Raw genomic sequence first — 13921 nt, forward strand, 5'->3', positions numbered from 1 at the left:
TTCAGCGCGCTCAACGCCCTGAAGAAGTTCATCCAGAATTTCCTTTGAGATAGTCATTCATGCTTCCTTTCGGTGAAGCATGAACCGGATCAGTCATACACAAAAGACCGGACACTCTCTCAAAGACCGGCTTGGCCTTATCTTGGCGCAAGGCAACGCGTTCCTCTGGGGATTTGCCTCGGGCTTCCTTCTCCACTGCATAAAGCTCTGCGATCTGCGTGATCGCCTGTTTGACGATATCCGCGCCGGTGCGCTCGAACTCGTCCACGAACTTGCGGCGCACATGCACCATGCAGGCTTGTTCATCGGCTTTGCCCTCACCAAACAAGCCATTGAAGCCAGCAAAGCCATCCGCATGCACGGTGCCGGTATAGCCGGAGAGATGGTTGACCGGGTGTTCGCCCTTGCGATCCGTGCTGAACTGATACCACGCGCAAGTTGGGGTTTCGCCATTCCACGGGCGTTCATCGCGCACATAGCTCCAGAGCCGCGCGGTCTGGGTCTTCTTGGGCTTGAGCTTGCTTTACAGTTTGACTGGTGTGTCATCCGCAAAAAGCGCCGGGCCCGCCCTGACCAGTTTGCCGATGTGACCGGCCAATGGCTCGAGCAGCGCCGTGCTACGCCCGACCCAATCGGTCAGAGTGGAGTGGTGCAGCGACCTTCTCACGAGCGAAGATTTTGGATTGCCGATCCAGCGCCAGGTGATCGCAGTATTTGCCAACCAGCACGTGGGCCAGCAGGCCCGGGCCGGGGCGGCCCCGTTCAATTGGGCGCGACGGCAATGGAGCCTGAGTGAATGCCTCGCAGCAGGTGCAGGCCATGCGTGGGCGGATAATGCGGCGCACAACAAAGCGACCGGGGATACCCGCGTGTTCGATGGCACTGGGATCAAGACATCAGCCCTTCGACCAAGGCCAGACTGCCGAAAGGGCCGTCGTGCCCTCCACCAAAATGCGCCGTCCATCTGACAACGTGATGTCCACGCGTTGCGCCGAGGCTGGCTCGGTCAACGTTGGGGTGGAAACCTGCATATCGAAAGGTGACGCTACCGGCACGGCATCCGCAATCTCGAAAGGCAGCAACCCGCCTCAATGGTATCCAGCACCTCACCGGCCCCTTCTTCAGGCGCAAACCGAGGATCGCGCAACCATTTGTGAACCAGATTGGCGTTCATCGAATACCGCCGCGCCACCTGCGCAACCGATACGCCCGGCACCCATGTCTGCGCACAGATCGAGCGCTTCTCGTCATCAGACCAAAACCGCTTCTTCTGAACCTTCTTGCCCGCCATAGAGTGCCCCATGATGTCCACTATCGATGGTGGACACTATCAAGCCCTCCATCACACCGTCAGAGCGGGGAAACCGGACGGATACAGAACAGCTGGGACGAGCCGCCGCTGGACAGGGCCGGAACAGGCCCTCAGTCAAAAGGTGAAGGTGATTCAGAGGCGTAGGTTTGTCTGTCGTCGAGGGGCACGAAGCCCCTAGTCTTCAACCGGCCCTTCGGCTTCGTCCGGCGCGTACCAGCTGTCATCGACCTCTTGTTGGGCAGCATGGGTCAGCTTCCAGCGCCGATGCAGCCAGTACCATTGGCGGGGCTCTTTGCGGATGCGGGCGGTCAGACTGTCGTTCATCGCCTGTGTTATGCTTTCGGCATCGGTATGGGGCAGGGGGTCTTCGAAATGGATCTCGATATGATAGTTATCCTCGCACCAGCGCGGATAGACCGGCACAATCGGGGCGTTGAATTTCAACGCCAGTTCCGCCCCAACCAAAGATGTCATCGCGGGTTTCCCCATGAAGTCCATAACTTTGCCGTCCAACATGCGCTGATCATGCATCAGGCACAAAAGCCCGCCGTCGCGCAGATGCTTGATGACGGCGCGCGTCCCAGTGCGGCCCTTGGGAAACATGGGCTTGCCGAAGTCGGAATAGCGCGCGACCAGATCCTTGTTGGCGTAAGGGTTCTTGAGCGGGCGGTAAAAAGCCGCTGGTTGCAGCCCAAGTTTGCGCATGGCGACCCGTGTTGCCTCCCACGGGCCGTAATGACCGCTGATCAGCAGGGCAGGGCGTTCCTCTTTCTGCGCTTCTGTCACCGCATCTAGACCGGGACCGGGGATTACTTTGATCCGGTCCATAGAGCTCAGGAAATCCCGGGCATGCAGGACATTGACAAAGGTATGGCCGATGGTGGTGGCAAAATCGCGCATAATCGCAGCGCGCTCGGCATCGCTGAGGTCTGGATAGACATGCACCAGATTTTTCCGCACCCGGCCTCGCAATCCCCCCATATTCAGGATTGCGCGCCGTGCGGCCCAGCCGCCGAAGCGACCACGCATGCGGCGGCTCATCGGTTTGGTCAGCCAATAGAGCAGCCGTTGCGGCAGATTTTCAAGATAGTCGAGAAAAGCCGAGCGGTTAGCCATGGGGTTCCATCATCCGTATCCCGGCTTGGGTAAGATGGCCGGGCCGGGCCCGGCCCTCGGGCCTGTTAGTTTTTGACCGGATTGATCATCATGATCATCTGGCGCCCTTCCATTTTGGGCATCTGTTCGACCTTGCCGATTTCCTCGGTGTCTTCGGCGACGCGTTCCAGAAGACGACGGCCAACATCCTGGTGGGCCATTTCCCGGCCGCGGAAGCGCAGGGTCACCTTCACCTTATCGCCATTGCCAAGAAACTTGGTCACATTGCGCATTTTGACATCGTAGTCATGCGTGTCGGTGTTCGGACGGAACTTGACCTCTTTGACTTCGATGATCTTCTGCTTCTTACGGGCCTCGGCCTCTTTCTTCTGCTGTTCGTATTTGAACTTGCCGAAATCCATGATCTTGCAGACCGGCGGCGTGGCATTGGGAGAGATCTCTACCAGGTCAAGCCCGGCTTCCTCTGCCATTTCCATCGCCCTTGCGGGGCTGACGACGCCGACATTTTCGCCTTCTGCGCCGATAAGTCTGATTTCAGTTGCGCGAATGCGGTCATTCACGCGGGGTCCTGTGTCGCGCGTTGGCGGCGCGTGGTGCGGTCTGCGGGCTATGGCCTGGTATCCTTCATTTGTTTCATACGAAAAGTGAGAGAGGCGCAATTTCATGCGCCTCTCGGTTAATATAGCCAATTCCTGAAAGGTTTGGAAGTGGCTGGATCAATTGTTGCGCAGATCCGGCGGCGTGGCCTCTGTCGCCAGTTCGGCCACCAGATCATCCAGCGCCATGACAGAGGTCTGCTTTTCCCCAAGACGCCGGACGGAAATGGTGCGTTCCTCAACCTCGCGCTTGCCAACGGCCAGGATCACCGGGACTTTGCCAACGGAATGCTCGCGGACCTTGTAGTTGATCTTTTCGTTGCGCAGATCAGCCTCGGCCCGGACACCGGCGGCTTTCAGCGCGGCGACAACCTCATGCACATAAGGATCAGCGTCCGACACGATCGAGGCGACGACCGCCTGACGCGGGGCCATCCAGTAGGGCAGTTTGCCTTCCCAGTTTTCGATCAGAATACCGATGAACCGTTCGAACGAGCCCAGACAGGCGCGGTGCAGCATGTAAGGGCGGTGTTTGTCGCCATCCGGGCCGATATAGCTTGCGCCCAGCCGTTCTGGCAGGTTCGGATCGACTTGAAACGTGCCGCATTGCCAGACACGGCCAATCGCATCGGTCAGATAGAAATCCAGCTTCGGCCCGTAAAAGGCACCGTCGCCCGGTTCCAGCGTATAATCACGGCCCACGGCTTTGATGGCGTTCTCTAGCGCAGCTTCGACATAGTCCCAGCTTTCTTCGCTGCCGACTCGTTTTTCTGGCCTCGTGGCGAACTTGATCTCAAACTTATCAAAGCCAAGTTCTCGATAAACTTCAGCAAGGTAGTCGATGAATTTCGCGCATTCCGCCTGAATCTGATCTTCGGTGCAGAAGATATGCCCGTCATCCTGGGTAAAGCCGCGCACCCGCATGATGCCATGCAGCGCGCCCGAGGGTTCGAACCGCGCGCAGGAGCCGAACTCGGCCAGCCGAAGCGGCAGATCGCGATAGGATTTCAGACCCTGATTGAACACCTGCACATGGCAGGGGCAGTTCATTGGCTTCAGCGCGTTGATGCGGGTGTGGTCTTTGCTTTTGGCCGTCGCATCATCGTTTTCGCCATCGCGGCTTTCGTCCACTTCGACCAGGAACATATGGTGTTGGTATTTCTCCCAGTGGCCCGAGGCCTCCCACAGCTTACGGTCCACGACCTGCGGCGTGTTGATTTCCCGATAGCCGCCCGCGCGCTGCTTGCGCCGCACATAGTCCTGAAGCTGGGTATAGATGGTCCAGCCATTGGGGTGCCAGAACACCTGACCCGGGGCCTCTTCCTGCATATGGAACAGGTCCATTTCGCGGCCCAGTTTGCGGTGGTCGCGTTTGGCGGCCTCCTCCAGCATGTGCAAATGCGCTTTCAGGTCGTCCCGATTGCGGAAGGCAACGCCATAGATGCGCTGCAGCATCTTGTTCTTGCTGTCACCGCGCCAATAGGCCCCGGCGACCGACATCAGTTTGAAGGCATCGCCCGGCACCTGCCCGGTATGGGCCAGATGCGGCCCGCGGCACAGATCCTGCCAGTGTCCGTGCCAGTACATGCGGATTTGCTGATCGGCGGGTATCGCCTCGACCAGTTCCACCTTGAATGGCTCATTCGTGGATTTGTAATGCGCAATCGCCCGGTCGCGATCCCAGACCTCGGTGGTCACGGGCTCGCGTTTGTTGATGATCTCCTTCATCTTTTTTTCGATGGCGGCCAGATCGTCGGGGGTGAAGGGCTCTTCACGGTCGAAATCGTAATACCAGCCGTTTTCAATCACCGGGCCGATGGTGACCTTAACGTCCGGCCAAATTTCCTGCACGGCGCGGGCCATGATATGCGCGCAGTCATGGCGAATCAGTTCCAGCGCATCCGCGTCTTTGGAGGTGACGATTTCCAGCGCGGCATCGCCGTCGATGGCCTCGGACAAATCGGCCAGCCGCCCGTCCAGTTTCATCGCGAAGGCGGCCTTGCCCAGAGATTTCGAGATATCAGACGCAACCTCTGCCCCGGTAATCCCGGCAGGGTAGTCGCGCTTTGCGCCATCAGGCATGGTAAGGGAGATCTGTGCCATATCGGCCTCCTCGTCATTTTGGCGCCCACGGAACGCCCGGTTGCAAGTTATGTTGGCGCTACATGACGCAGAGCGCAGGGCGGGTCAAGCCCGCCCTGTCATTTTGGCTTATCCAGCCAGCATATCCATTGTCACATCCAGGCTTTTCCCGGTTTCCAGAAGGGTTTTAAGGCGCGATGTGACCAGCACCCAGCCATCACGAATCCCTTTCATTTCGTTGGGCAGGTCGTAATGCTCTATCGTCAGCCGGCATGCCCCGGGCAGGTCATCTATCAAAAAGACGTGGCGCGACTTTGGGGCATTCGGCCCCATGAAATGCGGCTCAAATCCCAGGTTAAGGCGGCGGGGCGGATCAGCGTCGATCACCTGGCCTGACAAAACAGGGGCGCCATCCGGGCCGCGCCATGTCAGCACCTTCCCCGGTTCAGCGCGGCCTTCTACAGCGGTATTGAAATAGTATTGTCGGGTTATTTCCCCATCCAGCAGGGCATCCCAAAGAGTTTGGGCATCGGTGCGGATGATGGTCTGGTGAACAAAATCAGGTCGGTCGGTCATTGTGGCAGCTCCTTTTTCCAGGCGGTTTTTCAGGGTCAGAACGGCACGCGCGGTTGGCTTGGCCAGCAAAGGTTCGATCCATCGGTCGATTACCTCCTGCAAAGGCAGCGGGTTCAGATAGTGGTATTTGAACCGCCCCTTCTTTTGCGTGACGATCAGTTGGGCGCTTTCCAGAACCTTAAGGTGTTTCATCACGCCGAACCGGCTCATCGAGAGCTGCTCTTCCAGTTCGGTCAGGGTCTGCCCGTCACGTTTGCGCAGCGAATCCAGCAGCGCACGGCGGGCAGGGTCATTGAGGGCTTTGAAGATCGCGTCCATGTCGGCCTTATACGTGATTCTTTAGTCACGTGACAATGGGGTAACATTTTGAGCTGTCAAAGACGCGCAACTCTGTGGACCGAAGCGCCTTAGGTATCAATTGATGAAAGGGTGATGGAGCCGCGTGGCCAGTCTTGGCAAACCAGCCAAATGCAAAGCTGGCGCAAGGGCAACGGCCGAAGCAATCAGCCCAATGCGCTTCGATAATGCTCCAGCGTGGCCTGCTGCATGGCCGTCACGGATTGTCGCGTTGCAACGAAATTGCGCGCGGCCATGGACAGCGACGCGTTGGTTAGCTCGTCTTGCGCGGCGACCTTGTTCAGGGCTGCGGTCAGGGCTTTGGGGTCCGCATCAGGGATTAGCCACCCGGTCTGATTTGGCAGCATTGCTTCGGCGGCAGCACCGGTATCGGTCAGAATGACCGGTCGTCCCATGGCCTGCGCCTCAAGCGCGGCCCAGCAATGCGCCTGAGGCTTCAGCGGCAGATCAACCACCAAAGCCGACAATTTGTAAGCGGCGGGCCAGTCATCAATCGTTTCGACCCAGCGCACCCGGTCGCCGACGCCAGACTTGACCATCAAATCATCAACATCGCCGCCATCTTCGGCGACCAGAACCCAGATCATATCGGGCGTGTCCGGATCGGCGACAACCGGCAATATCTGCCGCAGCCAGGCGGGGTCTGCACTGGCATTCGGTACCAGAACAATGGCGCGCGGATCCTCGACTACGCCCCATTTGTCAGCCAGGGCAATCGTGCGCTCTGTGGTGACAACCTCGGGGCTGAAATCCTGAATATCAAGACCTGCAGGCACCACATGCACGATGTCCTGCGGCACCCCGAAATCGCCGATCAGACGATCCGCCAGGAATTGCGATACCGCCATCAATGGCCGCCCGGTCAGATGCTTGCGGACGGAGCGGCGGGCAAAGAAACGACTGCTGTCCGGCAATTCGTGGCAGGTCATTACCAGCGGGATATTGGCAGCATCAGCCAACGCCTTGGCGGCCAGCCCGTCATCCAGCATGTGGACATGCAACAATGTCGTTCCAGCACGGTGAATCTCTTCCAGCAAGGACAGGGTGGATTTCAGCGAAAACCGTCCCCCGCGGCTTTCATGAATGATATGCTCTGCACCTGCGCGCCTGAACAGCGCTTCCATCCGCCCGCCACTGCTGGCGACGGCAACATGTCCACCAGCCGTATTGATCGCGTGGCTCAGCGACAGGGCGCGGCGATTGATGGGCGTTCCGGACAAATCAGGCAGAAGTTGCAGAATTCGCAACTGTGCGGCATGACTATTGGCTAAATCAGACTGTGACAATTTCAGGGACTGCATGTTACGCTCAAACCTCTTCCACGCATCTGACGGCGCTTCGTTGGCTTATCATAGCGTAAAACCTTCCGTTGCGGCAGAAAATTTACCCGGAATTGTGTTTTTAGGGGGCTTCCGGTCCGATATGACCGGAACCAAGGCTGTATTTCTGCAGGACTGGGCGGAAAAGCAGGGGCGGGCCTTTCTGCGCTTTGACTATACCGGGCATGGCGAATCCTCGGGCGCGTTCGAGGATGGTTGCATCGGCGACTGGGTGCGTGATGCCTGTGATATCATCGCGGGCGTCACGCAAGGCCCGCAAATCCTTGTGGGCAGTTCCATGGGCGGATGGATCGCGCTGCGGGTGATCCAGCAGATGCCTGAACGGATTGCAGGGCTGGTGGGCATTGCGGCGGCACCTGATTTCACTGAAGACAGTATGTGGGACGGATTTTCCGAGGCGCAGCAGAGCGAGCTGATGGAAAAGGGCCGTGTCGAGCTGCCGTCAGACTATGACATGGATATGGTTATCACCCGCCGTCTGATCGGGGATGGCCGCAACCAGCTGGTCCTGCGCACGCCGCTTGCCTTGCCGTTTCCGGTCCGGCTGCTGCATGGTACCGAGGATGTCGATGTTGCCCAATCCGTCCCACTGCGCCTAATCGCGCATGCGGATGCAAAGGATATGCGGCTGGTGCTGGTCAAGGGCGCGGACCATCGTTTTTCTGACACTGAATGCCTGGGGCTGATCGCCGATGCGATTACAGACGTGACCGAAAGGGCGGCTGGATCGCACTCTGAAACTGCAATGGAACGGACATGAAATACGTGCTTTATCTGATTGTTTTTCTTGTAGTTTTGGTTGGCGGTATCGCCCTGTTTGCCCCGCGTGAGCCGATTGGCGAACCGGTTGTGTTCGATCCGTCTGTGATCGGTGATGATCCCGACGGGTATCTTTATCGGCAGGAAGAGGATGTGCCCAATCTGGTGCGCGGCGCGCAAAAACACATTGTCTGGGCCGATCCCGCGACCCGGGCCAAAACTGAATGGGCGGTGGTCTATGTCCACGGGTTTTCCGCAACCTCCTGGGAGATCCGGCCGGTTCCTTCCCTCGTGGCCGGGGATCTGGGGGCGAATGTGCTTTATACCCGGCTTAGCGGTCACGGCCGTGACGGAGCGGGGATGATGGATGGCACCGTTCCGGCCTGGCGCACCGATATGGCGGAAGCACTGGCCATTGGTCGGCAGATCGGCAACCGCGTGTTGGTGATTGCAACATCCACCGGCGCGGCACTGACCACCCTGGCGCTGGATCAGGCCGAGGAGCGCAAAGGCGTTGTCGGGGTGATTTATGTATCGCCCAATTTTGCCCTGAAAGACTGGCGCGCCGGTATTCTGGGCTGGCCTTTCGCGCGTAGCATTGCACCGATGATCGAAGGCAGCGAGCGTATCATCGCACCGCGCAATGATGAACACCAACGCCGCTGGACCCTGCGCTATCCGTCAGAGACGCTGGCCGCGCTGGGCGCATTGCTGCGTGCGGTGTCGGATGTCCAATATGAACAGATCGACATTCCGGCGCTGTTTGTGCTGTCTGATGACGATCAGGTTGTCTCGGCCCCGACCGCCCGTGCAGTGGCGGCACGCTGGGGCGGGAAGGCGCAGATTTACCCCGTGCAACTGCGCGAAGACGATGATCCGTTCAACCATGTGATTGTCGGCGATATCATGAGCCCGTCGCAAAATGTCTGGGTGTCGCGGCAAATGATCGACTGGGCGCAGGCCCTAAAATAGCAGGCCGACCACCATCACCATCAGCCCAAGCACCGCGATGGCCAGCGACGCCATGTTTACGACCAGGACCTTCTGCATCGCCGCGCGAAAAGCCTCCTGATCATCCAGATCGCGGGATTGCCGTGCTTTGATGATACAAAAGATAATGCCCGCCAGCCCCAGCAGGGCCAGTCCGGTTCCGGTATAGATCAGCCATGTCATGCCCGCCCGCCTAGACCATCGCCACAGCTTCGGCAAGACCTTGTCGCCGCCCGGCCTCGCGTCTAGGGTGCCGCAAATCCAAATCCCGCATATCAGGAAGACTATGATGGACGAGACAGACTCCCAGGCCGAAAGCTCCTACCGCGTCACCGCAGGCGAGTTGCGCGCCTTTGTTGAACGCTTTGAGCGGCTGGAGGCCGAAAAGAAGGATATCGCTGATCAGCAGAAAGAGGTGATGGCCGAAGCAAAGGGCCGCGGTTATGACATCAAGGTCCTGCGGCGCATCATCGCGCTGCGCAAGAAAGACCCCGCCGAGATCTCCGAAGAAGAAGCCGTACTGGAGCTTTACAAGGAAGCGTTGGGAATGTGATGCGCGGCATCTTTCACCTTGCCTATCATGTCGACGATCTGAACGTGGCCCGCGATTTCTATGGCCGTGTTCTGGGCTGTGCCGAGGGGCGGAGCACCGAAAGCTGGGTCGATTTTGACTTTTTCGGCCATCAGATATCGCTGCATCTGGGGCAACCGTTTGCCACCTCCAGAACCGGCAAGGTTGGTGATCATATGGTGCCTATGCCGCATCTGGGCATCGTTCTGGCGCTGGATGACTGGCAGGCGCTGGCAAAGCGCCTGCAGGCCGAAGGCACCGATTTTGTGATCCCGCCGGGCATCCGCTTTGAAGGTCAGCCGGGGGAGCAATGGACCATGTTCTTCCACGACCCCGCCGGCAACCCGATCGAGGTCAAAGGATTTGCCAACGCCGCCACCCTGTTCGACGCCTGAGGCATTTTCTGCAAAAACCCGATTGACGCGCCCATCCCTGCCGCCTAAATAGCGGCCCGTTAAGGCGGAGTAGCTCAGGTGGTTAGAGCAGCGGAATCATAATCCGCGTGTCGGGGGTTCAAGTCCCTCCTCCGCTACCAACGCCCACTCCCATCTGAAAAGTATACTGGGCTGTCGCATGGCTTTGCGCATGCGCCTCAAACGCAGTGTATTTTAACGCTTAGCGTTAAGACCAATCTGACCAAACTGCCACGCAGGCGGCCAATGCGCCGCCGATGGTGCGAGCAGTGTTGACACGCGCATCACCCCTCGTTTACCCACGGCGCTGCCACAAAAGGAGGCGCGTGATGACTGAAGATAGCTATAAAGGGGAGACGCTCTGACGATCCGTCAGGGGTACTCTTGCGCGTCTCCATCACGAGGGCTTTTCCTCTTTCCAAACAGTCTTAATATTGCGCCTCTGAACCGGCGCTTTGGTTGTTCTCGCCTGCCGTCCTGAACTGCGGTTGGTTGCGTTCAGCCTGACGGAAAGGAGGGTCACGATGACCCGCAGATTGGACAGATTACGCAACATTGGCATCATGGCACATGTTGACGCTGGCAAAACAACACTGACGGAGCGCATCCTGCTGAACGCAGGGCGGATCCACAAGGCGGGCGATGTCCATACCGGCAACACCGAGCTGGACAGCCGCGCAGTGGAGAAAGCCCATGGGATCACCATTTCGGCGGCGGCGACCTCGCTTGAGTGGAACGGCTGCGACATCACCATCATCGACACGCCAGGGCATGTCGACTTCACGATTGAGGTCGAACGATCCCTGCGGGTGCTCGATGGTGCTGTCGCCGTGTTTTCCGCCGTGGCGGGGGTCGAGCCGCAGTCCGAAACCGTCTGGCATCAGGCCAATCGGTATGGCACGCCCCGGATCTGTTTCATCAACAAGATGGACAGTCTGGGCGCGGATTTTGCCGGTTGTGTGGCGCAGATACAGGAGCGGCTGGGCGCTGTACCTTTGGTGGTTCAACTGCCGATTGGCGCAGAGTCCGATCTGTCCGGGGTGATCGATGTGATCGCCATGGATGCGCTGGTCTGGCCGGATGGTGAAACCACGCCTGTTGCTGGTCCTGTACCCGAGGCGTTGCGCGCCGAGGCTGAAACCGCGCGGCAGGCGCTGGTGGAAGCTGTGGTTGATCAGGATGATGCGGCTCTGGCGCTTTATCTTGATGGTCAGGCGATTGCGGCGGATATGCTGCGCGGGCTTGTCCGGCTGGCATGTATCCGCGGCGCTGGCGTTCCGGTTCTGGCCGGGTCGGCCTATCGCAATATCGGTGTGCAACCGCTGATGGACGCGATTGCGGCCTACTGTCCGTCGCCTTTGGATCGTCCTGCTGTGCGCGGGACGGACCCGGACGGCCAGATGGTGGAGTGTCACGCAGACCCTGCGGCACCGGTGCTGGGGTTGGTTGGTAAGACTAAGCTGACCCAATACGGTGCCTTGTCCACGGTCCGGCTTTATGCCGGGCGGCTTGAAAAGGGGATGGCCGTGCTGAATGCCACGACCGGCACGCGTGAGCGTGTGGGCCGGATCCTGAAGATGCATGCCGATGATCATGCTGATCTCGACCATGCGGAAGCAGGGGACGTGGTTGCCGTCATGGGGCTGAAATCTGTCCGGGCTGGCGATACGTTGGCTGACCCGAAGGCACCTGTTGTGCTGGATGGGCTGGTCTGCCCGGATCCGGTGATCGAAGCTGTGGTGGAAGCTGCGGACTCGGAAGCCCAGTCCAAGCTGGGGCAGGCGCTGTCTGCTTTGGCCCGCGAGGACCCGTCGCTGTGTGTGGGCACTGACCCGGAAACGGGACAGACGCTTGTCGCCGGCATGGGAGAGCTGCACCTTCAGATCTGTCTGGAGGAGATCGCGCAGACCCATGGCGTGACCGCGCGACTGGGTGCGCCGCGTGTGGCGTATCGCGAAGCCTTGACCCAGCGGGCCGAGGTGGACCGGACTCTGCGCAAACAGTCTGGCGGGCCGGGGCAATATGCCCGGGTCAAGCTGGTGGTCGACCCTGCCGAGGACTTCGTCTTCGTCAACGAGATCACCGGCGGTGCTGTGCCTGCAGAGTTTATCCCGGCGGTCGAAGCCGGGGTGAAGACCGCGATGAGCACCGGCACCGGTCATGGCTGGCCCATGTCGGGCGCCAAGGTCACGCTGGTTGATGGGGCATTCCACCCCAATGACAGCTCGGCCACGGCGTTCGAACGGGTTGCGCGCGAAGCCACGGTTGAGGCGTTCCATCTGGCGGAGGCCATCCTGCTGGAGCCTTGCATGAAGGTCGAGGTAACCTGTCCTGCGGATCACGTGGGAACGGTTATCGGAGATCTGAACGCAAGGCGCGGTGTGATCGTGCGTTCGGATACGGACAAGACCGGACATCTGGTCGTGGCCCATGTGCCACTGGCGCAGATGTTTGGATATGTTGGTGTCCTGCGGTCACTGAGCCGCGGGCGTGCGACCTTTACCATGGTGCTTGACCACTATGGTGAGGTGCCAAAATCGCTGGCCGATGCTTTACGCATGGCATGCTAAAAACTGTTCTGGCGGTCCATAGGGACCGCCAGAGCTTTTGCTTGCAATCGACAGGCAAAGATGCCGCCAGGAAGCGTTCTGAGCAGCCTCGCGACAGATTTTGCTCTGCGATCTTTGTATGCTTTGTTTGAAGATATTTTGGTCCGGCGATTGTCAGAACAGCAGTAAGCCAATCGCCTGACAAAGGTGCCGAGATCAGGCAAGTTGGTCCACTTTTCGCCTGGGCGGTGCGTTGTAGGGTTTGCTCCTGGGTCGTCGCTTGTCCCTGTGTTAACCCGCCATGATACCGGGGAGGATTTTGATGGATCACCGACAGACGGTCTTTCCAGCAGCTTGATAACGGAAGCGTCCGGCGCGTCTTCAAGCATTTCCACCATTTATGATATGCAACTGGGTGATACGTTTAACGGTACCTTGAGCGGCGAAGACGACAGCGATTGGGTCGAAGTCACACTTGAGGCAGGTGAAACGTACACATTCGACGTTTCCGGGTCTGCCGATACCTATGTTCGTGTTTACGACGCAGAGGGCAATGAAGTTGCTGTCAGCGGCGGCGAAGCTGGTGAAGATTCACAAGTTCAGGTGACCGCCGGTACGTCTGGAACATATTATGTCGTTGCGGGCTCTGCAAATGATGACGAAGCGGGGTCATACCAGCTTACCTTTGGTGAAGCAGCGTCCGCACCGGTGGGAACGCTTGATCAACTGGCTGACTATCTGACCGATGGATACTGGGAAGCTGATGGCGGCGCGCGGCACAGCTTTTCTAATGGTAATATCACTGTTAACTTAACCGGTCTTACTGCGGAGGGAAAAAGCTTGCTCGTTGGGCGCTGGAATCCTGGGAGATGGTCGCAAACATCGAGTTTACTGAGACCACAGGAAGTGCGGATATTACCTTTGACGACAATTCTTCCGGCGCTTATTCGACCTCAAGCTACAGCGGCAATACGATTATTTCGTCCTTCGTTAATGTCTCGACCAATTGGGTGGCAACTTACGGTTCGAAGATCAATAGCTACTCCTTCCAAACATACGTGCATGAGATTGGGCATGCACTTGGTTTAGGGCATCAGGGCAATTACAATGGCAGCGCCAACTATGGGACTGATGAAACATTTGCTAAAGCGTTTCGGGATAAACCTGAGACAAAAGATTATCCTGAAACGCAGTGATAAGCCTATATGGTGTACGCGTTTCGATTTTATGTGATGTCTCAAGGTAAACTCGAAACGCTTT

The 13921-nt window shown here is 58.5% G+C and carries 13 protein-coding genes, 1 tRNA gene and 1 pseudogene; 7 read left to right on the forward strand and 8 right to left on the reverse strand.

Translation table 11 applies throughout. The features are described 5' to 3' along the window. Positions 1–118 precede the first annotated feature (118 nt). From tnpC to ACW9UQ_RS16785, 7 genes and pseudogenes are all read right to left on the reverse strand, one after another. Positions 119–863 (reverse strand): annotated as a pseudogene (gene tnpC / locus ACW9UQ_RS16755) (IS66 family transposase); the annotation flags it as partial. A gap of 182 nt (positions 864–1045) precedes the next feature. Continuing rightward, positions 1046–1291, reverse strand: a complete 246-nt coding sequence (locus tag ACW9UQ_RS16760) for a transposase (RefSeq protein ID WP_458932159.1) — start codon at positions 1289–1291, stop codon at positions 1046–1048. A gap of 195 nt (positions 1292–1486) precedes the next feature. Further along, positions 1487–2428 carry a lysophospholipid acyltransferase family protein gene (locus ACW9UQ_RS16765; protein WP_458932160.1) on the reverse strand — a complete coding sequence of 314 codons (942 nt, stop codon included), beginning with the start codon at positions 2426–2428 and terminating at the stop codon, positions 1487–1489. A 65-nt stretch (positions 2429–2493) separates the two neighbouring features. Next, positions 2494–2988, reverse strand: a complete 495-nt coding sequence (gene infC, locus ACW9UQ_RS16770; protein WP_458932161.1) for a translation initiation factor IF-3 — start codon at positions 2986–2988, stop codon at positions 2494–2496. Positions 2989–3144: 156 nt separating this feature from the next. Next, complete coding sequence (gene thrS / locus ACW9UQ_RS16775; RefSeq protein WP_458932162.1) at positions 3145–5127, reverse strand: threonine--tRNA ligase; 1983 nt, start codon at positions 5125–5127, stop codon at positions 3145–3147. 108 nt (positions 5128–5235) lie between these two features. After that, positions 5236–6000, reverse strand: a complete 765-nt coding sequence (locus ACW9UQ_RS16780) for an ArsR/SmtB family transcription factor (RefSeq protein WP_458932163.1) — start codon at positions 5998–6000, stop codon at positions 5236–5238. Positions 6001–6185: 185 nt separating this feature from the next. Continuing rightward, on the reverse strand, positions 6186–7340 hold the full coding sequence (locus ACW9UQ_RS16785; protein WP_458932164.1) for a glycosyltransferase: 1155 nt from the start codon (positions 7338–7340) through the stop codon (positions 6186–6188). Here ACW9UQ_RS16785 and ACW9UQ_RS16790 point away from each other — a divergent pair. After that, positions 7339–8139: an alpha/beta hydrolase family protein gene (locus tag ACW9UQ_RS16790; protein ID WP_458932165.1), complete on the forward strand. Its 801-nt coding sequence runs from the start codon at positions 7339–7341 to the stop codon at positions 8137–8139. The two genes, ACW9UQ_RS16785 and ACW9UQ_RS16790, sit on opposite strands and share 2 nt — an antisense overlap. Next, positions 8136–9110, forward strand: a complete 975-nt coding sequence (locus tag ACW9UQ_RS16795; protein ID WP_458932166.1) for an alpha/beta hydrolase — start codon at positions 8136–8138, stop codon at positions 9108–9110. The genes ACW9UQ_RS16790 and ACW9UQ_RS16795 overlap by 4 nt, the downstream gene beginning before the upstream one ends. On the opposite strand, the gene ACW9UQ_RS16800 is transcribed toward ACW9UQ_RS16795, so the two are convergent. Continuing rightward, positions 9102–9311 carry a hypothetical protein gene (locus tag ACW9UQ_RS16800; RefSeq protein ID WP_458932167.1) on the reverse strand — a complete coding sequence of 70 codons (210 nt, stop codon included), beginning with the start codon at positions 9309–9311 and terminating at the stop codon, positions 9102–9104. The genes ACW9UQ_RS16795 and ACW9UQ_RS16800 overlap by 9 nt on opposite strands. A 106-nt stretch (positions 9312–9417) precedes the next feature. Here ACW9UQ_RS16800 and ACW9UQ_RS16805 point away from each other — a divergent pair, with 106 nt between their 5' ends. From ACW9UQ_RS16805 to ACW9UQ_RS16825, 5 genes are all read left to right on the forward strand, one after another. After that, a complete protein-coding gene (locus ACW9UQ_RS16805) occupies positions 9418–9681 on the forward strand; it encodes a DUF2312 domain-containing protein (RefSeq protein WP_458932168.1) in 264 nt (87 codons plus the stop codon). Next, a complete protein-coding gene (locus ACW9UQ_RS16810) occupies positions 9681–10094 on the forward strand; it encodes a VOC family protein (protein WP_458932169.1) in 414 nt (137 codons plus the stop codon). The genes ACW9UQ_RS16805 and ACW9UQ_RS16810 overlap by 1 nt, the downstream gene beginning before the upstream one ends. Before the next feature lie 63 nt (positions 10095–10157). Next, positions 10158–10234 (forward strand) — tRNA-Met (locus ACW9UQ_RS16815). 402 nt (positions 10235–10636) lie between these two features. Beyond that, a complete protein-coding gene (gene fusA / locus ACW9UQ_RS16820) occupies positions 10637–12682 on the forward strand; it encodes an elongation factor G (protein ID WP_458932170.1) in 2046 nt (681 codons plus the stop codon). An 848-nt stretch (positions 12683–13530) separates the two neighbouring features. Next, positions 13531–13857, forward strand: coding sequence for a matrixin family metalloprotease (locus tag ACW9UQ_RS16825; RefSeq protein ID WP_458932171.1), 327 nt, complete (start codon positions 13531–13533; stop codon positions 13855–13857). Positions 13858–13921: the final 64 nt, after the last annotated feature.

The sequence above is a fragment of the Halovulum sp. GXIMD14793 genome, assembly GCF_054457435.1.

What these genes read in the sequence shown, in the direction of transcription:
- ACW9UQ_RS16760 (WP_458932159.1), bottom strand. Translation starts at nt 1,291, where the DNA reads ATGGCGGGCAAGAAGGTTCAGAAGAAGCGGTTTTGGTCTGATGACGAG.
- ACW9UQ_RS16765 (WP_458932160.1), bottom strand. Translation starts at nt 2,428, where the DNA reads ATGGCTAACCGCTCGGCTTTTCTCGACTATCTTGAAAATCTGCCGCAA.
- thrS (WP_458932162.1), bottom strand. Translation starts at nt 5,127, where the DNA reads ATGGCACAGATCTCCCTTACCATGCCTGATGGCGCAAAGCGCGACTAC.
- ACW9UQ_RS16780 (WP_458932163.1), bottom strand. Translation starts at nt 6,000, where the DNA reads ATGGACGCGATCTTCAAAGCCCTCAATGACCCTGCCCGCCGTGCGCTG.
- ACW9UQ_RS16790 (WP_458932165.1), top strand. Translation starts at nt 7,339, where the DNA reads ATGTTACGCTCAAACCTCTTCCACGCATCTGACGGCGCTTCGTTGGCT.
- ACW9UQ_RS16785 (WP_458932164.1), bottom strand. Translation starts at nt 7,340, where the DNA reads ATGCAGTCCCTGAAATTGTCACAGTCTGATTTAGCCAATAGTCATGCC.
- ACW9UQ_RS16795 (WP_458932166.1), top strand. Translation starts at nt 8,136, where the DNA reads ATGAAATACGTGCTTTATCTGATTGTTTTTCTTGTAGTTTTGGTTGGC.
- ACW9UQ_RS16800 (WP_458932167.1), bottom strand. Translation starts at nt 9,311, where the DNA reads ATGACATGGCTGATCTATACCGGAACCGGACTGGCCCTGCTGGGGCTG.
- ACW9UQ_RS16805 (WP_458932168.1), top strand. Translation starts at nt 9,418, where the DNA reads ATGGACGAGACAGACTCCCAGGCCGAAAGCTCCTACCGCGTCACCGCA.
- ACW9UQ_RS16810 (WP_458932169.1), top strand. Translation starts at nt 9,681, where the DNA reads ATGCGCGGCATCTTTCACCTTGCCTATCATGTCGACGATCTGAACGTG.
- fusA (WP_458932170.1), top strand. Translation starts at nt 10,637, where the DNA reads ATGACCCGCAGATTGGACAGATTACGCAACATTGGCATCATGGCACAT.
- ACW9UQ_RS16825 (WP_458932171.1), top strand. Translation starts at nt 13,531, where the DNA reads ATGGTCGCAAACATCGAGTTTACTGAGACCACAGGAAGTGCGGATATT.